Genomic DNA, 24,191 nt, shown 5'->3' with positions numbered 1-24,191 from the left:
CCGGCTCAAGGATAAACGCAAAGCCGGGCATGTAAAGGTCAAGGCTTAGTAAAATTAAATGTCCGGGTGGGTCAGTTTTATTCCGGCCAAATAACCAAAAAGTGGGTCAGTTTTAAACCGGCGTTGACATTTACAGCGGGGTCGTCAGCAGATTCGCTCAAGGGTAAGGACATTGAAGTTCAGGTAAACATAGCCGGAGAAAACATCGTTATTGATCTTAATTTTGCTGTTCCCGCAACCCAGCAGGAGGTCTGGGAGGTGCTGATCGACTTCGACCGCATGGCTGATTTTGTCTCCAACTTGAAGGAGAGCAAGGTGATCAGTGTTTCTGAAGACAAGCTTACAATTTTCCAGCGCGGCGCTGGGACTTATGGACCTTTCACCTATCCATTCGAGTCAACACGGGAAGTAAGATTGGTCCCTTACAATAAAATACGAACGCACCTGATCAGTGGCAACATGCATAAATTGGAAGGCATGACTCATCTAATCGATGAAGGCGGGCAAACTCGCGTGATCCATCGTACTGATGCCATTCCAAAAGCCTGGATTCCTGCGGCAGTGGGAAAGATCTTCATCGAGCATGAAATGCGAGAGCAGTTCAACGAAATGCGAAATGAGATAATCAAGAGGAAGAGGGCAAGTCTTAAAGAAATGGGCATGAGAGAAACGCGATGAATAATGACCAGTTAAGAGCGATTGCTCGGGCACGGAGCTACATTTGCAAGCATAGGAACAAAATATTGAAGCTTAAATTAAGCTAAACACCGCCGGTTGCCTCCTTACCCCGCACCATGAACTCGACCGGCCACAAGCATCAAGGCATAGGTTTCAGGTTCCGGGACGATGGCGACGGCGGTGACCTGACCTGCGTGGCGGCGGCTCCCACGAGAACCAGCCCATCAGGCAGCTCAACCAGTGAATTGAGGTCCACCATGCCTTCTCCATTGGGGCCAGCGATAAAAGCATGTTGCTTGCCTCCAGCGGTTTGTGAACTGCCCGCCACCTGCCCCGAATCATTAATTCCGGCGGCCCAGCTTTTGGCTCCTCCCAGCGTATCCAGTTCGATCATACCCTCGCCGTCTGGGCCGGTGATAAAAGCATGATGGACCATCTCATTGCTCGTTAAGGATGTGCCGACTACCTGCCCAGCATCGTTGATATCATGGGCCACGCTGCGAGATCCGCCCAACCTACCTAAGCCCCTCATGCCCTTGCCATATCGGCTGATGATAAAAGCGTGTTCCTCGCCTCCAGCGGTTTCTGAACAGTGAGGGGCCTCCTACTCTTAGCTATCTGCAATTTGCAGATAAATTTCTACGGTGATGTTCCCATCACGCAATCACATCTACACTGGGATTAAATCCGGCGACAGGCAATCCATCGACACCGACCACTTTTACTTGAAGGTCCGCACCCCCATATACATTCGCAGTTAGAACTCCCGTGACCAAATCATATGACAACTGCCCCGAACTGAAGCTTTGATCCCCCAACGTCCGCGCGTTCATGTTTGCATCGATTGCCGAAAGGTCGATCTTATCCCCTGGGATTAGGTGACGAAGTGGTCGGACCAGAGGGTCCCACTCCCATCTGTCTTTACTAAAATCAGTCACGCTATCGTACTGCCCTTCCGCCGGGCTCGCACTGACTGAATCGAAATCAAACTTGTCTGCTCCACTTCCCCCATTGAGAGTATCTTTTCCCAGCCCCCCAGTTAAGGTATCGTCACCGTCTCCACCGTAGAGATAATCGTTGCCGTCACCGCCGTAAAGAGTGTCATTACCGGCATACCCATAAAGTTTGTCATTTCCTTCGTAACCAAAGATGGTGTCATCGTTACTTGTGCCCTTTAATGACGGAAAAAATTTCTTTTGAAGGAGGGGCCAGGGTTTAATGGGGGGTAAGGGGTCGATCGGAGGTAAGGGGTCGATCGGAGGTAAGGGGTCGATGGGGCGGAAGAATTCGACGAGGGGCCGGGGGTCGATGGGGGGCAAGGGCTTGATGGGGAGTAAGGGGTCGATGGGGCGCCAGAAGTCACCCTTTACCCACTGCCACGTGTCATTGTCGTTATGTTTTGCCCCATGTATCGCGGTCATGATCATTCTCCTCATTAGCAATAAAAAGTTAGGGTGCAATCACCACGCAAGCCTACGGTAACTTGGCCTCGTACAATGATCTGTGGTAAATACCACATAATTTTTATGGTTATATGAGGAGGTAGCACGACCGCTGCAATGAAAGTTAATGGATCAAGGGTACGAAGGAGTTCGAAATGGGCATTGTAGAATCCCTGGGCGCTTCATCTAGCGCTAGTTAGCTCAAATACCCATACTCAGCAATATGTGTTCAGAGGGACGGTTTTATTTACACAGCGGAAGTACAGCCCCCGAAGGACCTTGGATAGTCGATCTTTCCTAATGATGCCTTTTCAGTTTGCAAGCAATCATCCCCTTGGTACGGGATTCTGGCTTTGGCAGTGCTTCTCGCCGACTTGGCAAAAATCGCTGGTTACGTCACGCTCCCATCGTATCGTCCATATTTGCTAATGGCCGCGTGGCTTCCCTTAACACATCCAAAGCTTCGCTCAATGGCACTGGTCTGTGTTGAGGTAATCGGCCTACTGTATGTAATGGAATGAGCAGATCCCTGCCTTCGTCTTCGTAACTAATCCATAAAGCTTCAAAGTTGAGTGCTGGCACCTGGAATACCCGTAGCTCAGCTTGTTGGTCCGCTTCTGCAAAAGGCAATCACGGTGCGCGGATTGCGCCGGAATACCCTTCATGCAATGCAAGCAAGGCATGCAACTGGGCGACCACTGCGGCACCTTCACCCACAGCGGCAGCGACACGTTTGGTTGAGTTGGCACGTACATCGCCGATCGCGAATACCCCTGGTACCGAAGTTTCGAGCTGTAGGGGTTGGCGGCCATTTACCAAATGCGCCCATTGCTCATGGTCGGCAGGCGAGAGATCCAGGCCGGTGCATACAAATCCCTTGTCATTTAATTTCACGCCGCAATTCTCAAGCCACCCGGTATTCGGATCGGCCCCCACGAACAGGAAAATGCGCCGGGTTGATTTCCTCTGCATGCTGCCGTTTTTGCGATGGCGCCAATGAACGGCGCTCACCCCTTCTTCGCAGCCTTCGATTGCAACGATCTCGGATTCCGTATGTAAGGTAACGTTTGCCAGCGATCCGATACGGTCGATGAGATATTTCGACATGCTTTTTGCCAGATCTGGTCCGCGAATCAAGTGATGCACATGCGCCGCGTGGCCCGCCAGGAATACTATCGCCTGTCCCGCTGAATTGCCGCCGCCCACGAGCACTACTTCTTCCTCTCGGCATAGCCCGGCCTCGATCGGGGAAGCCCAGTAATAGACGCCGCGACCTTCGTATTTCTCGAGTTCGGGTATGGCGGGACGCCGATATTTTGCGCCTGTCGCGATAACCACGGATTTTGCGGAAACCCGTACGCCACAATCCAGTTGGAGCGCATGAGGAAAGCGTGTGCAATCGAGCGATGTCACTTCGACTGGCACCACCATTTGAGCGCCGAATTTCTGCGCCTGAACATAAGCGCGCCCTGCGAGCGCCTGGCCGGAGATACCGGTCGGGAAACCGAGGTAATTTTCGATTCTCGCACTTGCGCCCGCCTGACCGCCGAATGCATAAGTGTCGAGCACAAGTACGGAAAATCCTTCCGACGCAGCATATACCGCAGCAGCAAGACCGGCGGGGCCAGCGCCGACGATCGCAACGTCGTAGACATGGTCGGCGCTCAGATCGATATACAAGCCGAGGTGACGCGCAAGCTCCCTTTCGGTGGGGCATTTAAGGACCGTTCCATCGGGACAAACAACCAGCGGCAATTCATTTTGACGCGGCTGGTGGAGCTTCGTCACATCTTCCGCAACGCTATCAAGGGCCGGATCCAGCAGCACATGGGGATGACCGTTCCTTGAAAGAAATCCCTGCAATCGCACCGTGCCCGCACCGCCGGGGGGGCCAATCAGTAGCGGGCCGCCTCCGCCGATTTCGATCAGTCCTACACGTCGCAAGATCAGGGCTCTCATAATCCGCTCTCCAAGCTCAGCCTCGACCACGACTACAGCGCGCAACGAAGGCGGATCTATCACCAATGCTTCGACCTCCTCGAGGGCACGCCCATAGGCAAGAGGAGGACGACCTGAAAGCTGACCGACTTCGCCCGTAAAGTCCCCCGGTCCGGCTTTAATGATGGGCATCTCGACGCCCAGGCCATTTTTGCGGGTGGTCAGGATGTGCCCGCGCAGCAAAACGAACATGCCGGTCCCCGGCCTGTTGGGTTCGAATAATAGTTCACCCGGCTGCCACGTACGCACCGTGCCAAAACGCCGTAACCGGGTAATCTCTGCGGGGGCGAGCTTGGGAAACATCTGCTCGCGGCGCGACTCCAGGCTTGGCGGCAATGGAAAATCCGCTGTGTTGGGTGAAATGTCATTCATTTTTACAATCGCCTTCAGGCCCTTTCATCCCTGTTGATTTCCTTTCTCGTGCCAGGGTAACTGCTGGTTTTTGTAGGCTCAGGGGTACAAGCAAACTGACTCAAGCGCAGGCAATCACTTGCACTGTAAAAGGCGGCTTGGTCCACGCTATTCCCCGGACCGTTACGCGAATCATTAAATATTCTCATCCGTTACACGCAAGAACTAGCTGGACGCTCTTAGTTAATACTGGACGTAGGACCAACGATTGTCAATGATAGGAATAGGTGTATTACCAACGAGGCCCCGCGTTCAGGGATCTTGGACATTGAACGATAGGACATAAATCTGCCTTCCGAGCTCCGCCTGCTTGAGCGTAAAGGCAATCCGCTGCTATTCAATCCCTGTCCACCGCCACAACGCGCAAGTATTCCTTTACGTACTGGAGGGTTCCATTGTGACGCAGGTGAAAGGCGGAAAAGAAATCACGCTGACGCCGGGCCAGAGCTATTATGAAAATCCAGACGATATTCACACCGTTAGCCGGAACGCAAGCAGCACAACGCCGGCAAAATTCCTCTTATTCATGGTTAAGGAGAAAGGCGCTCCGTCTACGGTACTGGAAAAGTAAAGGCGCGCTTCGACTTGCACCTTTGGGTTAGAGTGCTCGCTCTGTGGTGAAAGAATTTCCTATTGGTCCCGCCTCTTCATTCTATTCGCGGCGATGACCATAGTGCTGGCTCGTAGGAGCCGGCCCGGTCCGAGCCGTGTAAGGCGTCAGTGCACCGGCGTAAGGATAGCCTGGTCGCTGTTCTTCAACAGGTTCCCATATCTCTACCTGCAATCTATCGAGGACTGGATCTGTATGGTTACGACTTTAATGGATACGCAGTACACGATAGTCCTACTGGCCCCGGTTTCCTACACGCTGCCCACCCGCGTTCCATAAGATAGCCACGCCGAGGATCGCTGATGCTATTGAGGCGGCAAACACCGCGATCTTGGCCGCGGCGAAATCGGTCTCTGTCGGGAATGCCTGGCTGGCGATAAACAGCGACATGGTGAAGCCGATCCCAGCCAGTGCGCCGGCTCCGATTAATTGTCGCCAAGAATATTCGTCAGGCTTGGTGGCGATTCCGAGCCACACTGCGATCGCCGATGCCAACACCAATCCTAGGGGCTTGCCGATCACCAATCCTGCGATAATCGCAAGCATAAGAGGTTCATGGCCGGTGAGGGCGTCTGCCGTAACAGCGACTCCCGCATTGGCCAAGGCGAACAGCGGCAGCACAACGTAGCTCGATGGGCCACCAGCATTCCGCAGCAGCCGATCGGCCGGTGATTCCAGGCGATCGTGAATTGCGTCGAGTGCTCGCATCGCCGGAAGCGAGGGGCCGTGCCTCAAGATCTCGCCGCTACGTCGTGCCTCGGTAGTCAGGATGGCGTCCGCATGGACCATTAGCGCCGTCAGATTCGGGGGCTGCCTCGTCGGAACGAACAGTGCCAGGATCACGCCCGCCATGGTGGCGTGAAGTCCGCTTGCGAGCACGCAGGCCCAGAGCACGATGCCCAAAAGGATGTAGGGCGTGACGCTATAGATGTGGCTGCGATTGAGGAGAGCCAGCGCCGCAACAATGGCCGCGGTGCCCGCGAGATAGCCGTAGTTTATCGTGCCGGAGTAGAAGATCGCCACAACGGTGATTGCACCGATGTCGTCGACGATAGCCGCTGCCGTCAGGAAGACGCGCAGTTCGGCTGGCACGCGGTTCCCCATCATCACGATCAGCGCCACGGCAAATGCCGTGTCGGTCGCCATCGGAACGCCCCAGCCGCGCGACCAGGCTCCCGCGGGAGTCAGTAGAAGGTAAAGGATCGCCGGCACCGCCATGCCGCCGACAGCCGCAGCAACCGGCAGGGCTGCTGATCGTGCGCTGGCGAGGCGGCCGACTGTAAATTCGCGTTTGATTTCCAGCCCCACGACCAAAAAGAAGATTGCGAGCAAGCCATCATTGATCCAATGGAGCAAGGACATCCCGAACTCGGCGCCGCCGAGTGAAATGCTCAGGTACTGCTCCCACAGCGCCACGAAGCTGGTGCCAAGGCTGGAATTTGTAAGAGCGACAGCAAGGATTGTCGCCAGCAGGAGCAGGACGCCCGCGGAAGGCGCCCAGTCGGCAAAGTCGAGCGCTACGCCCCGCAACCTGTGGCCGGGCGCACCGAGCATCGCATCAGCGAAAGAGCTTTCATCCCACGGGTCATCATAGCGGCGACCATTGATGAAGAATGTCGGCGTTACCAAGGCGTGGCTGACTTGGGCGCTCTTTACATCGGCCTGGACGCGCGCCTTAGCACGCTCATCGGCATCCCTGGCTTTACCAGGATCTGGTAAGGGCATCCCCAGATCGCGGGCAACCGCAATCAAATCCTCCTCTGTCAACGCTTCCGAACGTGTCATCAGCGCGATGTGGGCGTCCCAAAAGCTTTTGGCGTCTTTCGCATGCTCCACTAGCTCGGCAGCCCTAAGAGCAATATCGCTTCCAGTTAGGGGGTAATGCCGAAATACATAACGAAGACGGTCGCCCAGCTGATCACGAACCTGCGCAATTCTCTCATTTGCAGCACGGCAGTGCGGGCATGCGTAGCTTCCGTACTCTACCAGCGTTATTTCAGCGATCGCTGGACCGAGTGTGTGGTCGTAGTCGTTATCGACCGGACGATCGAGCTTGCTGCTTAGCTTCACCTGCGACACTGAATGGCCTCATCCTATGAACAATATTCGCAATCACTTCGCCCTTGGTTAAGTAGCTGATGTAACTATTATAGATAATAGCTACGAGAAACCTGTAGCCCTTCGAGCGTAATGACGAAGGTAAGCTTGAAGCTTATATCGAAACTACAGTTCCCTTTCGGTCCATGCAGCTGCTCAACGAAAAACTGGGACGGCACTCGCTATCCTTGCTGAGCGAGAGCGAGTCATTGTTGTGTGATAGATCGAAACCTATTTACTTCATTGGATCGAGAAGATACGTGCTCCCTCGAGACGAGTCAGTACATGGGCTCTGTCCTTCCATTCCTTGATTAGCCAGCCACCCCCAAACCCACCATTAAGAGTGATGCCGCAAAGAGTGATACCGCACCGAACATTAGAGCGAATACCCGTATGCTGAACGTGGAATTAAAAGCTTGCGAAAAACGTTGATGGCAACATACATCCGCTGGTAACAGTTGCCATGCAAGATCAACACATACCTCTTACGAGCCGAAATTGACTTCATAACAATCAATTCTGGGGGAAAAGAAATGACCATTTATGCGATCTATACCCGAACGGCAAAAGGCACCATTCAGCGCGACCATTCCATGTTCGAGTGGAATGGACCGTTAGGTCCATATGTGCATAAGGCGCCGCTTAAAGGTTGGTGTGAATCGACAGTTTTTTGGATATACGAAAAAGGACATAGCACTGGCTTGGCCCCGATTTGCGCTTCTCCTTCAGACTCATCGGAAGTTGTAGCGATACAACCTTCTTTCGGGAACTGCTCACGAGAACACCATCGGGTTATGGGGGGTTAGAAAATAAAGAACCCGCAAAACGGCGGGTTATAAATTGAGCATTTCTGACCATCCAGATGAATCTGGTACGACGGCCGGCAACCGCGGCGCTTGATGATGCCGTCCTGAACAAGCTGCTTGATAAACGCCTGCGGCTTCCATTTAAGAAGCTCGGCTACATCGGAAATCTATTTGCTGCTCTTGACTTCGACAAAGCGGCTCACGAACTCGACGGCGGGTCGCTGCTGCTCTATGAGCGCGCGGTTTTCTGCTCCTGCTCCAACCTTTCTAATGCATCTGCGTGCTGTCTAGGCAATTCTCGCAACGCAGATCCACAATTTTCCTTCGAGTTCCGTCATGCGGTCGAACACCTTGGCCTGCAATTCGTAGCTATACGGCAGGCCATCAAGCAGGCTTCGCGTTTGGGCAAGCGATAGCAGGGTTTTTCCCGGTTCATGCTACCCCAATAGATGGACGAAAATTTTCGCTCGTCTTCTCCCAGTACTTTAGGAACCTTCGCCAAAAAATCAGCGTGAGTGACCGATCTCATGTTCGATATTTTCGGGGACCCGACTACTCCCTTATTTTTGGTGAATCTCGTTATGCGAAGCGAGAATTGCTCTGTATTTTTGTTAGCCAACGAACAGAGAAGATTCTCGGAAGGGGTAATAATAAAAATGAATAATCCAAACCAGGAGAACTAAAATGACTCTTGGAACCATTCTTTGATCGTGCTGGTGCTCGCGCTTATCGGTACTCGATCGATCCGCGGATTCTTGACAGGAGCATTGCATGAGTGGACCTCTTGATAGTTTGGGCTCCCGGGCTGAGTCCGGCCTTGTCAATATCATTATCGACACGCCAAAAGGCAGCCGCAACAAATTCAAGTATGACGAGAAAACTCAGTGCTTTCGCTTGAGCCGGATTCTGCCGGCTGGCGCTTCCTTCCCTTATGACTTCGGCTCCATTCCAATGACATATGCCGAAGATGGAGATGCGCTCGATGTGCTGGTAATCAGCGAAGTACCAAGCTTTGCGGGATGTCTTATAACAGGCAAACTGATCGGCAGAATATCCGGTGAACAGACCGAGAAAGGAAAGACGATCCGCAATGATCGGCTCCTGGCCGTACCGGTAACCCCTGTAAATCCAGCCCTCTTTGCACACATTGATGATCTTCCCGACGGCTGGCTAAAAGAAATAGAGCATTTCTTTGTTTCATACAACCAGGCTGAGGGCCGTGAATACAAGCCCATCAGGCACAGCGGCCCGGAAGAGGCCGACGCAGCGTTGACTGCCGCCAAGCGACGCTATACGCGCCATCAGAAACCATGAAGCCCGCCGTGGGAACCGCCACTCGGACCAATACGCCGGCTAATCGTGCATGCAAGGTCCTGCAGCAAGCAATCGGCGAAGCGCTGGAGGAGGTCAGTCCACACCCCCCTATCTCGGACGAGGCTATTCACGACGCGCGGAAGGCTTTGAAGAAAGCACGAGCTGCACTACGTCTATTGCAAGACGGGATGAGCAAAACAACCTACCAGTTGGAGAATTCGCGGCTGCGAGATTCAGGTCGTTTTCTATCACCCTTTCGCGATGCCAAATCGTTGATTGATGCCTTCGATTCCCTGCGTGATCGGTACGGGGACGAGCTTCGAGGCTTTGAGCTTGCCCCCCTTCAGAAGATATTGCACGCGAATTTGATAAAGGCACGACGCCATTTCTCACATACCCCAACTGAGCAGGCAAATTGTGTCCGGTTACTCAAGGATTGTGTCGCTCTGACGAAAAAAGAGGACTTTGCATCTATTAATTCTGAAGCCATCAATCCAGGACTGCGACGCATTTACCGCAAGGGTTGTAAAACACGCACCGAGGCCGACACGGTGCGGACACCGGAAGCATTGCATGAATGGCGAAAACAGGTGAAGTATTTGCTTAACGCAGTCGAGGGTCTCCAACCTGTCGCAAAGGGCGACATGGCAAAGATATTGAAATGGACCGAGAGACTTGCTGACAGTTTGGGATACGATCACGACCTCGCCATGCTGTCACAGGAAACTGCGCGGGGAACTTACGCACCCGTTGAAGCGGAGGTGATAAAAACGCTGCACGGATTAATTGATCGGCGTCGCGCAAAACTGCAGGAACGCGCGTTTAGTTTAGGGAAGAAACTCTATGACAAAAAGCCTAAACAATTCGCGAAAAATATACAGGCATACATGTCGCGCTCGCCCGCATTGTCCACCTGACGCTTGCCCTTGCTCCGCAATTCTTTCTATTGGATGGGCTATCAAGTATTTTCCGCAGACCTCCTATTTAAGCTGGCGTTGGTCGATCCCCGTCGAAAAATGGTTTTCTTGACCCTTTACAAGCATCCCCGAAACTAACGGATATTTGGTGGCACATCAAAGGGAACTCTACCCGACGACGGACGGTTTCGGCAGTTCGTTGTCAGTTAACAGTAACGGATTCGCTAGTCAATGCGATCAACCCATGCCCCCCACCTCTCGCGCCATCTCTTCCCTGGCCCTGTGCCCGGTCAGATCTAATGTGTCATAGACCTTTCGTCGGACCTCGATCACCGTTTCATCCCGGCACTTCAAGTCGTACCGAATAGCGCGGTATCCAATGTTCGCACCGAAATAGCAGAGCAGCAGCTTGTACGCCTCACGCTTGCCGTGCATGCCGGTTCCCAATGGCTGGAATATCCGATTCATCATCGATGTGACGTGCTCCGGCCGGGTTATACCACCGAACCGCGCGGCGATATACTCACGGCCCGCCGCATCCGGTAACCGCTCCGCCATCCCGATAATCGCGGCCGCTTGCGCTTGTTGCTCACGCACCGATAACCCTGGATGGCCTCGGGTGGCGAGCGACGTGTTGGCTGCTCCCTCATGTGGTTAGCGCTGCTCATCTTCACAATCGGCCTATCGATCGTTCGTATGCCCAAGCAAGAGCACTACGCGCGCTATGACACACGGTCCCTCGGTTCTTGATTGCTGCCCTGACTTTGCATGTTCCCTCCGCCATGTGGTGGCACGCCCAGCATTGCTGCCGAGTCTTCTGGCCGCATTTGTTGTACGCGGTCAGTCCCCGTTATCTTCGCGTTCCCTTCTACAACAGGAACAATGGACGCTTTCGGAGGCTACTTGTACATGGTATACAGCTCCAACACGCGCGGCGAGCTGTACATGTCGCGTACGAGTGATGACTCCAACTGGGTGAACACACAGCAGATTCCGAACCAAAACGCATCGTGCCCGCTTCTCGCCGCTTTCGGCGACTACTTGTATATGGTTTACACTTCCAATATAAAAAAAATCGTATGGCCCATGGATCGAATGCCCTTTGAATTTTCCCCTTGATTTTACTATTCAATTCCAGCGCCGAATCTCGAAATCACCACTTGACTCCTAGCCTACGAACTCACTCGCCATGCATGTGCACCATATCATCCGTTTGTTCAAACCGCTGTCCTTCGTTGCACTACTTGCCGCCTTCAGCGCGGGCTGCAGCAAAGGGGGAAAGCCACCTGATGCTGGCCCGCCACTGCCAGAGGTCAGCGTGGCGACGGTCGTGTCGAAACCGGTGTATCAATGGGATGAGTTCACTGGCCGTATTGCAGCAATCGATACGGTAGAGCTGCGTCCGCGCGTCTCGGGCTACATTGATCGTATCGCATTCAAGGAAGGCGACGAGGTCAAGGCCGGCGACCTCTTGTTCGTGATCGATCCGCGCCCATACCGCATCGCGCTCAAAAGCGCGCAGGCGCAACTCGAACGCGCACATTCCTCGGCCCAGTTCGCCCATTTGCAGGAAAGACGGGCACAACCGCTCATCGGGGAGCAGGCGATCTCGCGCGAGGAATACGATCAGCGCACAACCAATTTGACCCAGGGTAATGCCGACGTGCGCGCGGCTGAGGCCGCCGTTGCCAGCGCCCGCCTCAATCTCGATTTCACCCAGGTGCGCTCGCCGATCGCAGGACGCATCGGCCGCGCGCTGCTGACTGTCGGCAATCTGGCCCAGGCCGACGAGAGCGTGCTGACAACAGTGGTTTCGCAGGATCCAGTCTACGTCTATTTCCAGCCTGATGAGCAAACCTATCTGCGCTATGCGGAACTCGCGCGCAAGGGTGAACGTCCCGGCTCGGCGAATCCAGTGCGCGTCGGCCTCGCCAGCGATACGGGCTATCCTTACACCGGCACGGTGAACTTTGTCAGCAACCAGGTCGATCCAGCGACCGGCACGATCAGTGCGCGCGCAGTGGTGCCCAATCCCGACCGTTTGTTCACACCCGGTCTGTATGCGCGTGTGCAGCTTCAGGGCAGTGGCGAATTCCCCGCGATCCTTATCGACGACAAGGCGGTCATGACCGACCAGGATCGCAAGTACGTCTACGTGCTCGGCCTGGAGAACAAGGCGATGCGCAAGGACATCATGCTCGGTGGCGTAATCGATGGTCTGCGCATCGTAAAGTCCGGACTCGAGCCGAATGACAAAATCATCGTGGCCGGTTTGCAGAAAATCCTCTTTCCCGGCGCACCGGTGAAGCCGAATGAGGTGCCGATGGCTGCACCGCCTGCGGCCGCCAGGACGAGGTGAGAAGACGCAGCAATGGACTTCTCCAAATTCTTTATCGACCGGCCAATCTTCGCGGCCGTGCTGTCGATCATTATCTTCGTCGCTGGCCTGATCGCGATCCCGTTGCTGCCTATCAGCGAATACCCGAACGTGGTACCGCCGACCGTGATCGTGCGGGCGACCTACCCCGGCGCCAATCCCAAAGTGATCGCCGAAACCGTATCGACGCCGCTTGAAGAGCAGATCAATGGTGTCGAGAACATGATGTACATGAAATCCGTTGCCGGCACGGACGGGGTGCTGCAGATAACAATCACCTTCCGCCCGGGCGTCGATCCCGATGCCGCACAGGTGCAGGTGCAGAATCGTGTCAGCCAGGCTCTGTCGCGCCTGCCTGCCGACGTGGTCAGGCTTGGCGTGACGACCCAGAAGCAATCGCCGACCTTTCTGGTCCTGATCACCCTGATTTCGCCGGATAGAAAATATGATGCGCTTTACCTGCGCAACTACGCCAATATCAAGATTAAGGACCAACTCGCACGCCTGCCCGGCGTGGGCCAGATTCAACTGTTCGGCGGCGGCGACTACGCGATGCGCATCTGGCTCGATCCGAACAAGGTCGCCGCCCGCAGCCTGACCGCCGGCGATGTGATGCTCGCTGTGCAGGAGCAGAACATCCAGGTCTCGGCCGGTCAGCTTGGTGCCGAGCCGATGAAGGGTGGTAGCGATTTCCTGATCCCGATCAATGCGCAAGGCCGCCTGCGTACAGTCGAGGAATTTGGCAATATCGTGCTCAAGACAGGAGTGAACGGTGAAATCGTGCGTCTGGCCGATGTCGCGCGCATCGAACTTGGCGGAGCCGACTACAGCCTGCGCGGCGAACTCGATAACCAGGATGCCGGAGTCATTGGCGTATTCCAGGCGCCGGGTGCCAATTCCCTCATAGTGCGCGACGAGGTGATCGCGAAAATGGACGACCTCGCCAGACAGTTTCCGCCTGGCATGACCTGGCGATCGGACTACGACACCACAATCTTCGTGCGCGACTCGATCGACGGAGTAGTGCACACGCTGCTGGAAGCCGTGCTGCTGGTTGTCTTCGTCGTGATTCTGTTTCTGCAGACTTGGCGCGCCTCGATCATTCCATTGATCGCGGTGCCGGTCTCAGTGGTCGGCACATTCGCTGCGCTCTACGTGCTCGGCTTCTCGATCAATACACTGACCCTGTTCGGCCTCGTGCTCGCGATCGGAATCGTTGTCGATGACGCGATCGTCGTGGTCGAGAACGTCGAGCGCAATATCGAGGAGGGCCGCACGCCGCTCGAAGCCGCGCATCAGGCCATGAAGGAGGTTTCGGGCCCGATCGTCGCGATCGCACTCGTGCTTTGCGCGGTATTCGTGCCGATGGCGTTCCTAACCGGCGTGACCGGCCAGTTCTATAAGCAGTTCGCCGTGACGATCGCGATCTCGACAGTCATCTCGGCGGTCAACTCGCTGACCTTGTCTCCAGCGCTCGCAGCCAAACTGCTCCATTCGCACGGCGCGCCGAAGGATGCGCTCGCACGCGGCATCGACCGCACCTTCGGGTGGTTATTCGGTCCGTTCAATCGTTTCTTCAAGGCCAGCTCTGACAAGTATCACAGCTCGGTGGCGCGTATCCTGAAGCGTCGCGGCAGGGTGTTCGCGGTCTATGCGCTGTTGTTGTTCGGCACCGGCCTTATGTTCAATCTCGTGCCGCGTGGTTTCATCCCGACTCAGGACAAGCTCTATCTGATCGCCGGCGTGAAGCTGCCCGAGGGCGCCTCCCTCGAGCGTACCGACAAGGTCTTGAAAAAGGTGGTCGAAATCGCAAAGAACACAGAGGGCGTTGCCAATGTGCCGGGGATGATCGGCTTGAATCCAACGCAGTTCACCAACACGCCGAACTACGGTGTGGCCTTCCCCATCCTGAAACCTTTCAACGAGCGCCGCCGCAGCGCGAAGGAAATCGCCGACGAGATCCAGGAAAAGATTTCCCGCATCGAGGAAGGCATGGCCTTCATCCTGATGCCGCCGCCGATCGAAGGCATCGGCACGGGTGCCGGTTATTCGCTGTTTGTGGAGGATCGCACCGGTCTTGGCTACGGAGCGCTGCAGGGCGCAGTCGGCGCGCTGCAAGGTGCGGTGATGCAGGACCCAGCCATGGGTTTCCCTTTTTCGGGTTACCAGTCCAACGTGCCGCAACTCGATGTCGACGTCGATCGCATCAAAGCCAAGGCACAAGGCGTGGCTCTCACCGACGTGTTTGGCACATTGCAGGTCTATCTCGGCTCGGCCTACGTCAACGACTTCAACCTATTCGGCCGCACCTGGCGTGTTTATGCGCAGGGTGACGGGCACTTCCGCAGAACGGTCGAGGACATCATCAATCTGAAGACGCGCAACGCGCACGGCGAGATGGTGCCGATCGGTTCGGTGGTAAAGATCCATGAGAGCTTCGGTCCTGATCCGGTATTGCGCTACAACGGCTATCCGGCCGCCGACTTCATCGGCGAAGCTGATCCAAAGCTCTTATCCTCCGCGCAAGCGATGAGTAGGCTCGCGGAACTCGCTGGCTCCGTGCTCCCGAGCGGCATGAGCTTCGAGTGGACGGACTTGAGCTTCCAGCAAGCCACGCAGGGCAATGCGGCGCTGCTCGTGTTTCCAGTCGCAATCCTGCTGGCCTTTCTCGTGCTCGCCGCGCTGTACGAAAGCTGGGTGTTGCCGCTCGCGGTGATCTTGATTGTGCCGATGTGCATGCTCTCGGCGCTGGCGGGAGTAAAGCTCTTCGGCGGGGACAACAATACCTTTGTGCAGGTAGGCTTGGTGGTGCTGATGGGACTCGCATGCAAGAACGCAATTCTAATCGTCGAATTCGCGCGTGAATTGGAGTTTCAGGGCAAGGGTGTCGTCGAGGCCGCGCTTGAAGCCTGCCGCCTGCGCCTGCGGCCGATCGTGATGACCTCGGTTGCCTTCATCGCCGGCACCATCCCCCTTGTTCTCTCGCACGGTGCCGGTGCCGAAGTGCGCTCCGCTACTGGCATCACCGTCTTCGCTGGCATGATCGGCGTGACCCTGTTCGGCCTGTTCCTGACGCCCGTGTTCTACGTTGGCTTGCGCTTGCTGACAGGAGGCAAGCTCGCGCAACACGGCACAGCTCGTTGAAGGTACAGACGCCATCTGGCAGCACTATCCCCTCTCTTTACAAAAGCTATTAGTGCGGCTGTTGCCTCATAGGCCAGCAAGCCAGCAAGCCAGCAAGCCAGCAAGCCAGCAAATATAAAACGACTGAAAGAAAACAGCGGCTGCATCACTTATTTAACCGCAGGACACCCTGGTTATTTCCATCGGCTAGGGCTAAATGCGGCTATTGCCAATGTAGACCGATTGCTCGTAGCTCCATAAGAGCCGAACGCCGCGTTGGAAGGAAGGAAAAGGACGCGCTGAACATCAAAGGCGATTCACATATTCGACGCGCCCATGCCCTTTAACAGGGAGATACGGCGCTTGCGGATGACGATAAGGGAGTTTGTAAGGCCGGAGATTAACGGAGACCAGATATATACGCTGGAGATAGATGATGTGGAAACGCTAGTGCTAACTGGATAGCCGAGTAGTCCGGTTTCCCATGTACACGAACAGTCCACTCACTAGCGTAAGGCTAGGGTCGCGCAGATGGCCCAAATTGTCAACGGTGGAGTTAAGCCTGAGGATTCGGCACTTTTCCGAAACGGGATAGAACGGGAAAGTCAGACCTACAGCGGGGACCTAAAACAGAGATCCACCTTTGCCTTCCTTGACTTCTCCAATCCTTCATCTAGTTTTAGTGGATCTGGATCTGGATCTGGATCTGGATCTGGATCTGAATTGGATTGGCATAGGGTTATTGTTGGCGCGTCCCAAGCCCTGGTGAAAATCAAATAGGGGTTCATCATGAAAATCAGCCAAAGCTTTAAAGTCGACAACCTCGTTCTAACCGTTGCCCTGATTATCGAAGTGGCCATGTACTCGTGCCACCTCAGGCACCTCTAGCTTGCTGCTTCAAATATGGCCCAAAGCCTCCACAGTTCATCATCTTGTTTGCCCGAATACAACTCAGCTTTCACATTCATTATCCTAAAAAAGATGTTGTAGCTTCTTCAATATTTTTACAGTATCTCATGAGGAGAGCGGAATGATTTACGCGCGTCCAAATCAAGCAGGTGCAAAAGTTCAGTTCAAAGCAAAGTACGGTAACTTCATCAACGGCGAATGGCCTGAGCCAATGAAGAGGCAGTACTTCCAAAACATATCACCAGTCATAGGTCAACCGTTCTGTGACATCCCCCGCTCCACGGCTGAAGATATTGAAATGGCTCTAGATGCGGCTCATCATGCCAAAGATAAGTGGGGAAAGACGTCACCAGCAGAACGCGCCCTTCTCTTGAACAAAATCGCCGACGTGATGGAACAAAATCTCGAAATGCTCGCGGTGGCGGAAACGTGGGACAATGGAAAACCCATTCGTGAAACACTTGCAGCTGATATCCCGCTCGCAATCGATCATTTTCGATATTTCGCAGGCTGCATTCGTTCGCAGGAAGGAGGTATCAGTCAACTTGATGAGCATACGGTCGCATATCACTTCCACGAACCACTCGGAGTGGTGGGTCAGATCATTCCATGGAACTTTCCGATCCTTATGGCCGCATGGAAACTGGCACCTGCCTTAGCTGCGGGAAATTGCGTGGTTATCAAGCCCGCCGAGCAGACACCGTGGAGCATACTAGTCTTAACCGAACTCATTCAGAAGCTTTTGCCTCCCGGTATCGTTAATATCGTAAACGGATTTGGAGCAGAAGCAGGGAAACCATTGGCTTCGAATAAGAGAATCGCCAAGATAGCGTTTACAGGCGAAACCACTACAGGCCGGCTTATCATGCAGTACGCGTCGGAGAATTTAATTCCCGTAACACTCGAGTTAGGTGGAAAGTCACCTAATATCTTTTTTTCCGATGTGATGTCTCAGCATGACGGTTTCTTTGAGAAGGCGCTTGAGGGTTTTGGAATGTTCGCACTTAATCAGGGAGAAGTTTGCACGTGCCCGTCTCGTGCGTTGATTGAGGACGCTATCTACGATGACTTTTTGCATCAGGCTATTTCACGAGTGAGCCATAATAACCAGGGTGATCCGTTTGATACCGAAACCACAGTTGGTGCGCAGGCATCAAACGATCAGCTCGAGAAAATCCTGTCCTATATTGATATTGGCAAGAAAGAAGGAGCGAAGGTACTCGCGGGCGGGGAACGCAACTCATTACCGGGGGATCTTAAAGGCGGGTACTACATTAAACCGACGATTTTTGAGGGGCATAACAAGATGCGTATCTTCCAGGAAGAAATCTTTGGGCCTGTCGTGTCGGTGACGAGATTCAAGGATGAAGTAGAGGCGCTAACAATTGCAAACGATACGCTTTATGGGTTAGGAGCGGGAGTATGGACGCGTGATATGCATAAAGCATATAGGGTTGGCCGGGGCATCCAGGCAGGTCGAGTATGGACGAATTGTTTCCACTTGTATCCCGCACACGCCGCGTTTGGTGGCTATAAACAGTCAGGTTTCGGTCGCGAGAACCATCGCATGATGTTGGAACATTATCAGCAAACTAAAAACTTGCTGGTAAGTTACGATAAAAAGCCAATGGGGTTTTTTTGAGCATGAGCCATGTGAACTCAAATATTATCCGCCGTGTCGACGTAACACCTGAAGCGGCTAAATGGATTCACAAATTAGAAGCTACACATGGGGCACTTCTTTTCTTCCAATCGGGCGGCTGTTGTGATGGCAGCTCACCAATGTGTTACATGCGCAACGAGTTCAAGATTGGCGATTCTGACGTTTTTCTTGGCGCGATTGAGCGCCAGCCATTTTATATTAGTGGCCCACAGTTTGAGTATTGGCGTCATACTGGATTGCTGATTGATGTGGTGGAGGGAAGGGGAAGCGGCTTCTCGCTTGAAGCTCCCGAAGGAATTCGCTTTTTAACTCGCTCAGTAGTGTTTACGGACGAACAAATGAGAGAGCTAGAGGCACTAGGTGAGCCCAAGCGGGGGTTGCAGGATTCAATCTGATTTCCTTTTGGCCCTATTTTTTCTGGAGCTGGATTTCGACCTCACCTATTCATTGCGTTGCTCATAGGTTGGTTATTCTAGACGTCTCCCCACGATTAGGGAGTTGGTCAAGCACGTGTTATTTCAATTCCAACGATTCACTCGTGTCTTTCAGCAGCACGCCGCTAAGCTGCCTTCGGCGCGCTTCACCCAGCAACCATACAAGCTTTTTCGCGGCCGCATCATAATTAAGGCCTTCCGGTCTTATATTGGAAATACAGTTGCGCTCAGCATCTGTGCGCCCGATTTTCGGCGCGAAAGTGAGATAAATGCCCAGACTATCGGGGGAGCTTAGTCCCGGTCTCTCCCCGATGAGCATGACTACGGTCTTTGCACCAAGCAGTTCCCCGATCTCATCTCCCAAGGCGACTCTGCTCTGCTCCGCAATTACCAGAGGTGCAACCGACCAGTCAGCCGGCAACCGTGGTTCTAATGACTGCAGAAGGGGCAACGCGTGGCGTTGCACTGCGACAGGAGAAAGACCATCGGCCACGGTGAAGAGAATATCGAAGCCCCTGCTCGGCTGCTCAGCCAGCCGGGTTGCGCTAGCATCATCCAAGCGCCGACCCAGATCCGGGCGCAACAGGTATATGGCCCTATCAGGAGCGCGGCTGTGGACTCCCAAAGTGCGATAAGGCGTAGCTTGCAAATCTCTCTCCAACGCCGCCACGTCTAGAGGTAGATGTACTGCGTCGCGCGCCTCCGCATGCGCCAGGCCCAAGCGCAATAGTTCGGCCGTTGGCAAACTGCTGCCGGCACGTCCGAGAGCAATCCGGGCCGACGTGAAGCGGCGAAACCTCTGCCAGGGATCAATCCGAATGATTTCGCTCATCCTGCGCTCCCGTCGCCTCGGGGAGGACAGAAAGTAATGGATGATCAGATGCTGCGGTGAGTAGTTGGCCTTCCGCGCCCGTAATCTTCATTTTTTTCAGCCATGCCTCGAATTCCGGTGCCCTTTTCAAACCCAGTAGGGCACGCAGATAAAGCGCGTCATGAAACGATGTGCTTTGGTAATTTAGCATTACGTCATCGGCCCCTGGTACACCCATTATGAACGTTACGCCTGCCGCTCCAAGCAGAGTGAGCAGCGTATCCATATCATCCTGGTCCGCCTCTGCGTGGTTGGTGTAGCAAATATCGCACCCCAAAGGAACCCCTAAGAGCTTGCCGCAGAAATGGTCTTCCAAACCCGCGCGAATGATCTGCTTGCCGTCGTATAAATACTCGGGACCGATGAATCCGACAACAGTGTTCGTCAGAAGCGGTCTAAACTCCCGCGCTACCGCATAGGCGCGGGCTTCGCACGTCTGCTGATCCACGCCGAAATTTCCGTCCGCAGAAAGCGCGCTGCCCTGTCCTGTCTCGAAATACATCACGTTGTCCCCGACGGAGCCACGGCGAAGCGACTGGGCCGCCTCATGGGCCTCATGCAACAGATCCAGATTTATGCCAAAGCTCGCATTGGTCTTCTCGGTCCCTCCTATGGACTGAAACACCAGGTCTACGGGCGCTCCGTGCTCGATAGCGCGAATAGTATTGGTAACGTGCGTAAGCACGCAGGACTGGCTTGGAATATCGAAACGTCTTCTCACCTCATCCAGCATATTCAGAAGGCCGATAAGTCCGGAAAGATTATCCGATACTGGATTGACCCCGACCACCGCGTCGCCACAACCATAAAGCAATCCATCGAGCATGGAAGCAGCAATACCTCTTAAGTCATCGGTAGGGTGGTTGGGTTGCAAACGGACCGACAGCCTTCCGGGCAACCCGATCGTATTGCGAAACCGGGTAATAACGCGGCATTTTTTGGCTGAAAGAACCAGATCCTGATTGCGCATGAGCTTACTAACGGCGGCCGCCATCTCGGACGTAATGCCGGGAGCAACGCGGGAAAGCGTTGCTTCATCCGTGCTGTCGGCAAGAAGCCAGTCGCGGAAATCACCGACGGTGAGATGGCTGATCTCGGAGAATGCCACCCCGTCGTGCCGGTCGATGATGAGGCGAGTCACCTCGTCGGCTTCATAAGGTATCACTGCCTCGGAGAGAAAAATGGAGAGCGGGAGGTCGGCCAGACACATCCTTGCAGCCATGCGTTCAACGGCGGTGGTTGCGGCAATACCAGCTAAATAGTCGCCCGAGCGCGGTGGGGAAGCTTTGGCAAGCAAGTCCTTGAGATCGTCGAAGCGATAGTTGATGTCTCGAATGGAATAGGAGTAGGCCATATAGATGCGGTGCACACAAGGGCTTCAAGCCGTAGGAGCTAATCCCCAAAAGCTGCCGAAATTATCCTATTTATAGCCCGTTCTAGTTTCTTATGTACTGATAAAGAGTCTCCCTGCTAATTCCAAGCTCTTTCGCCAGCTTTGTCCGGTTTGCTCCTGCCGTCTGTTCCCGCAGCTTAGCAATCCTCGCCGCATTTAAGGCTAGCTTCCTGCCCTTGTAAATCGTTCCCTTTGCCTTTGCCAGAGCTATCCCTTCTCGCTGCCTTTCCCTTATAAGAGCCCGCTCAAACTGCGCGAAGGCGCTGAGCGTCGTGCACATCAGTGTGGAACGTGGATCCTCGCCACCAGCGGTAAAGCTCATATTCTCTTTGATGAACTGAACTGATATCCCTCGAACTTTTAGCCGGTCGAGATCCAGTTCACCCTGTCTTGACAATGCAAATCCATCATCTATCCCAGAGCGAGGTGGTCGCTTTGGCAGCCTTATCCCCGCCGCGTCAGAACTGACTGAGGGTTCGTCATAATGACCTGCTCTTCACTAAACCGCTTCTTCATTTTCGCCTCTCCATGTAAAAACTTAACATGAAGACTCGCTCAGCGGGTCGCTACAAAATTCTTAGCAGGTCAGCCCCGTTAATTCCGCCATACGATTGAACACGTGTCAGATCCGCACTTCGTTACCTTGACCCTATTACTACTGACGATCACCCTGCCGAGGGCTAGTCCTGCTGCACTTGCGGCCATTCCTGATTATCGGCCGAACGTGATTTTGATGGATATCGGCATGCCGGGCATGGACGGCAACGAGGTAGCGCGGCGGATTCGGCAGCAACCGGAGTTCAACGATACCAAGCTCATTGCACTCACTGGCTGGAGTCAGGAAAAGGATCGCCAGAGGTCGAAAGAGAGCGGCTTCGATCACCACCTTACCAAACCCGTGAATTTCCAAACCCTGTCAGCCCTGATTTCCTCGATTCAAGCCCGCTGATTACCGATCCGGCTTGACCCAACTATTTGGGCCGTCTAAATTTCCCGGGACCTCACACGCTGCGTCCCATTCTATTATCACCGCCCAGTAGTTTTATTTTCCGATCGCTTCACGCGCACCATGGTGCGCTTGCTGCGTGAGTTTGTAGGCGACGTAATACTTATAGACGTTGCGCACATAGGTGGTGGTTTCAGTACCGATCCGTTCGGAGGCTACGATTTCCACGTTGTTGAACCATTTGTCGGGGTCGAGCCCCCGCTTTCCCGCAAGTTTCCGCATGCGCGCGATATTGGCGGGGCCAGCGTTGTAGGCGGCAAATGCGAAAAGCGAACGCTCCGCCTCACTAAACTTTGCATCCGGAAAGTAGCGGGTCACGATCTGATCCATATACTTGGCGCCACCGTGAATATTAGGCTCGATCTCGCGGATATTGCCTACCTGCAGTGCTTTGCCCGTGGCGGGCATAAGTTGCATGACGCCTATTGCGCCAGCGGGGCTACGTGCCTGCTGATTGAGCCGGGACTCTTGATATCCTTGCGCTGCGAGCATCAATGGATCGAAATTATACTTCCCGCCATACTTTTCAAATAGTTTGAGCGTTGCCTCAAAGCGTTTTTGCTCCTCCCCCGAGGTATTGTTCCCGATCTTCTTGATGCGCTTATGATACTGTACCTGTAGCCACACGCTTTGCTTCTGCGCGGAATTCCGGTAGAAATCCATCAACACTTCCCTAAGCTTCGGACTCTCCTTGCGTATTGCCCAACCTGTATAGCCCTCTGCCCTTATCACCAGATCCTCTCGCACTTTGACTTTGGGTAGGATCTGCGCCCACATGCGAGCCTTCCAATCATCGACCACCATGAACTTAAACAAACCCGCATTGAGCATTTCAAGCGCGTCCTCGTCTTCCAGCTCATCGGGTAATTCGGTAATCTTGACCGGCACCCTACCTTCTTTCTGTAGGCGCTTATTCAGCGCCAGCACACTCTCGTAATAGCTTGACGCCTTGCGCACGTGTACGGTCTTGCCTGCAAGATCGTCTAGCGTCCCAATCTGCTGGGATGCTGGGCCTGTCACGATCAACTCCTGCACATGCTTGCGGTCGCTCGGCGCAACCATGTCGACGATCTTGCGCCGTTCTTCGGTAGCCGTAAAATTGCCAGCGGCGATGTCTCCCAAACCCTGGGCGACACCCGATAGAGCCTTGTCACGTGTGGTGACGATCAGGAATACCGTAAGAGGACGTTTACCGAGTTGTTTGGCGTATTTCTTGTTGATGTAACGCTCGAAGTCGCGCACAAGGTCGGCCGTGATGCCCCGCTCGCGGCCTTTGTCTACGAAGTAGAGAGTTCGGCTGTACGGCACTAGCACACGTATCACGCGCCGCTCGAGCATTTGATCGAAGTCGCCTTTCCACGGCTTGTTTTCCAGACTCAGTTGACGGAGCTTGGTCGCTCCCTGCTGCGCGAATACTGGCATTCCGTACATCCAACCCACCAGAACAACAGCAAATGCAAACAACACATGCCTATGATTCATGAAACGGCCCCTTTGTGTTCCCGCCATAACCGGGTTACTCCGCTACAGAATCCTATCGCATTCCGGAATCGGAAAAACAGGAAGATGCCGAAATGTTGCATCTAAATACTGAAATCGATGAGTCTCTGACTGGGCCGTTCGAAACCATTACCTGCGCCGAATAGGTGATCCGCTGCACCGGCAATTGCAAATAACAAGATCCGCTTTGTCAGGCGGATGTAGCGGATTTTGCGCTCTGATCCAGGCTCGGGTTCTGTCTAGATTAACCGCCGCAGGTTTAAAACAAATACGAAAACGGGTACCGAAAGTTCTATCATATCGCGGAAAAAGAAGATCAATCCCCATGTTTCACCATCTACATCCACCCCCAGAGTTCCTTGGCCAATTCCAGGCTAATAATGGATTCACAGAGTACGCCTACCCTGTTAACGTGGGCACCTTGTCTAAATAGGAATAGGCATTGACGCGGAAACATCTTGAGCATCTGGCTGAACCTCTCAAGCTTGGCCCCCCAAATAAATACGGTCCCGTTCTCGCAAACCAACTCAAATGTTTGTCGAACCTCTTGACGTCATCCCCAAAAACTAGGGCAGTTCTAAATTAGAGTAAAGTCGCATCTGGCTCCCTTATTGAAGGAGTTTGAAGCGATGAAGAGATCCC

18 protein-coding genes and 1 pseudogene are annotated in these 24,191 nt (G+C 54.1%); 10 read left to right on the top strand and 9 right to left on the bottom strand.

The annotated features are described in order from the left end of the window. The first annotated feature begins 66 nt into the window (after positions 1-66). Complete coding sequence (locus tag BM022_RS14440; RefSeq protein WP_256209208.1) at positions 67-678, top strand: SRPBCC family protein; 612 nt, start codon at positions 67-69, stop codon at positions 676-678. A gap of 139 nt (positions 679-817) precedes the next feature. On the opposite strand, the gene BM022_RS14435 is transcribed toward BM022_RS14440, so the two are convergent. The 3 genes from BM022_RS14435 to BM022_RS16295 all read right to left on the bottom strand — a co-directional run bounded on the left by BM022_RS14435 (position 818) and on the right by BM022_RS16295 (position 4,490). Then, a complete protein-coding gene (locus BM022_RS14435; RefSeq protein WP_256209207.1) occupies positions 818-1,174 on the bottom strand; it encodes a hypothetical protein in 357 nt (118 codons plus the stop codon). 160 nt (positions 1,175-1,334) lie between these two features. Beyond that, entirely contained in the window at positions 1,335-2,099 is a 765-nt protein-coding gene (locus BM022_RS16300; RefSeq protein ID WP_305728860.1) for a hypothetical protein, read from the bottom strand. Between the two features lie 651 nt (positions 2,100-2,750). Beyond that, entirely contained in the window at positions 2,751-4,490 is a 1,740-nt protein-coding gene (locus BM022_RS16295) for an FAD-dependent oxidoreductase (protein WP_091140412.1), read from the bottom strand. Between the two features lie 349 nt (positions 4,491-4,839). Here BM022_RS16295 and BM022_RS14420 point away from each other — a divergent pair, with 349 nt between their 5' ends. After that, positions 4,840-5,100: a cupin domain-containing protein gene (locus BM022_RS14420; protein ID WP_218146899.1), complete on the top strand. Its 261-nt coding sequence runs from the start codon at positions 4,840-4,842 to the stop codon at positions 5,098-5,100. Between the two features lie 273 nt (positions 5,101-5,373). Here BM022_RS14420 and nhaA read toward each other — a convergent pair whose 3' ends face one another. Next, complete coding sequence (gene nhaA, locus BM022_RS14415) at positions 5,374-7,218, bottom strand: Na+/H+ antiporter NhaA (RefSeq protein ID WP_091140408.1); 1,845 nt, start codon at positions 7,216-7,218, stop codon at positions 5,374-5,376. 880 nt (positions 7,219-8,098) lie between these two features. Between nhaA and BM022_RS15625 the strand changes: the two genes are divergently transcribed. The 3 genes from BM022_RS15625 (at position 8,099) to BM022_RS14400 (ending at position 10,273) form a co-directional block, all read left to right on the top strand. Next, complete coding sequence (locus tag BM022_RS15625; protein ID WP_177191748.1) at positions 8,099-8,458, top strand: hypothetical protein; 360 nt, start codon at positions 8,099-8,101, stop codon at positions 8,456-8,458. Positions 8,459-8,813: 355 nt separating this feature from the next. Further along, on the top strand, positions 8,814-9,356 hold the full coding sequence (locus BM022_RS14405) for an inorganic diphosphatase (RefSeq protein WP_091140407.1): 543 nt from the start codon (positions 8,814-8,816) through the stop codon (positions 9,354-9,356). Continuing rightward, the gene (locus tag BM022_RS14400; RefSeq protein ID WP_091140405.1) at positions 9,353-10,273 is read left to right on the top strand and encodes a CHAD domain-containing protein; all 921 of its coding nucleotides are present in this window, start codon (positions 9,353-9,355) and stop codon (positions 10,271-10,273) included. The genes BM022_RS14405 and BM022_RS14400 overlap by 4 nt, the downstream gene beginning before the upstream one ends. Before the next feature lie 237 nt (positions 10,274-10,510). Here the strand turns inward: BM022_RS14400 and BM022_RS14395 are convergent, their stop codons facing one another. Further along, entirely contained in the window at positions 10,511-10,870 is a 360-nt protein-coding gene (locus tag BM022_RS14395; protein ID WP_091140404.1) for a hypothetical protein, read from the bottom strand. A 592-nt stretch (positions 10,871-11,462) separates the two neighbouring features. Here BM022_RS14395 and BM022_RS14385 point away from each other — a divergent pair. The 4 genes from BM022_RS14385 to BM022_RS14370 all read left to right on the top strand — a co-directional run bounded on the left by BM022_RS14385 (position 11,463) and on the right by BM022_RS14370 (position 18,740). Continuing rightward, positions 11,463-12,632: an efflux RND transporter periplasmic adaptor subunit gene (locus BM022_RS14385; protein WP_091140401.1), complete on the top strand. Its 1,170-nt coding sequence runs from the start codon at positions 11,463-11,465 to the stop codon at positions 12,630-12,632. 12 nt (positions 12,633-12,644) lie between these two features. Then, positions 12,645-15,794: an efflux RND transporter permease subunit gene (locus BM022_RS14380; RefSeq protein ID WP_091140399.1), complete on the top strand. Its 3,150-nt coding sequence runs from the start codon at positions 12,645-12,647 to the stop codon at positions 15,792-15,794. Between the two features lie 1,009 nt (positions 15,795-16,803). Then, positions 16,804-18,324, top strand: a complete 1,521-nt coding sequence (locus BM022_RS14375) for an acetaldehyde dehydrogenase ExaC (protein WP_091140397.1) — start codon at positions 16,804-16,806, stop codon at positions 18,322-18,324. A 2-nt stretch (positions 18,325-18,326) separates the two neighbouring features. Next, positions 18,327-18,740, top strand: coding sequence for a DUF779 domain-containing protein (locus tag BM022_RS14370; RefSeq protein ID WP_177191747.1), 414 nt, complete (start codon positions 18,327-18,329; stop codon positions 18,738-18,740). A gap of 118 nt (positions 18,741-18,858) precedes the next feature. Here BM022_RS14370 and eutC read toward each other — a convergent pair whose 3' ends face one another. The 3 genes and pseudogenes from eutC to BM022_RS14355 all read right to left on the bottom strand — a co-directional run. Then, positions 18,859-19,611: an ethanolamine ammonia-lyase subunit EutC gene (gene eutC / locus BM022_RS14365; RefSeq protein WP_091140395.1), complete on the bottom strand. Its 753-nt coding sequence runs from the start codon at positions 19,609-19,611 to the stop codon at positions 18,859-18,861. After that, positions 19,589-21,004, bottom strand: a complete 1,416-nt coding sequence (locus tag BM022_RS14360; RefSeq protein WP_091140394.1) for an ethanolamine ammonia-lyase subunit EutB — start codon at positions 21,002-21,004, stop codon at positions 19,589-19,591. Before BM022_RS14360 ends, eutC begins: the two co-directional genes overlap by 23 nt. A gap of 82 nt (positions 21,005-21,086) precedes the next feature. Beyond that, positions 21,087-21,407 (bottom strand): annotated as a pseudogene (locus tag BM022_RS14355) (recombinase family protein); the annotation flags it as partial. A 255-nt stretch (positions 21,408-21,662) separates the two neighbouring features. Between BM022_RS14355 and BM022_RS14350 the strand changes: the two are divergent. Beyond that, a complete protein-coding gene (locus BM022_RS14350; protein ID WP_256209206.1) occupies positions 21,663-21,992 on the top strand; it encodes a response regulator in 330 nt (109 codons plus the stop codon). A gap of 93 nt (positions 21,993-22,085) precedes the next feature. On the opposite strand, the gene BM022_RS14345 is transcribed toward BM022_RS14350, so the two are convergent. Beyond that, positions 22,086-23,531: an MltF family protein gene (locus BM022_RS14345; protein ID WP_218146898.1), complete on the bottom strand. Its 1,446-nt coding sequence runs from the start codon at positions 23,529-23,531 to the stop codon at positions 22,086-22,088. Between the last annotated feature and the right edge of the window lie 660 nt (positions 23,532-24,191).

The sequence above is a fragment of the Nitrosospira sp. Nsp14 genome, assembly GCF_900113575.1.
Classification (GTDB): Bacteria; Pseudomonadota; Gammaproteobacteria; order Burkholderiales; family Nitrosomonadaceae; genus Nitrosospira.
This window is presented reverse-complemented; position numbering and strand designations above follow the sequence as displayed.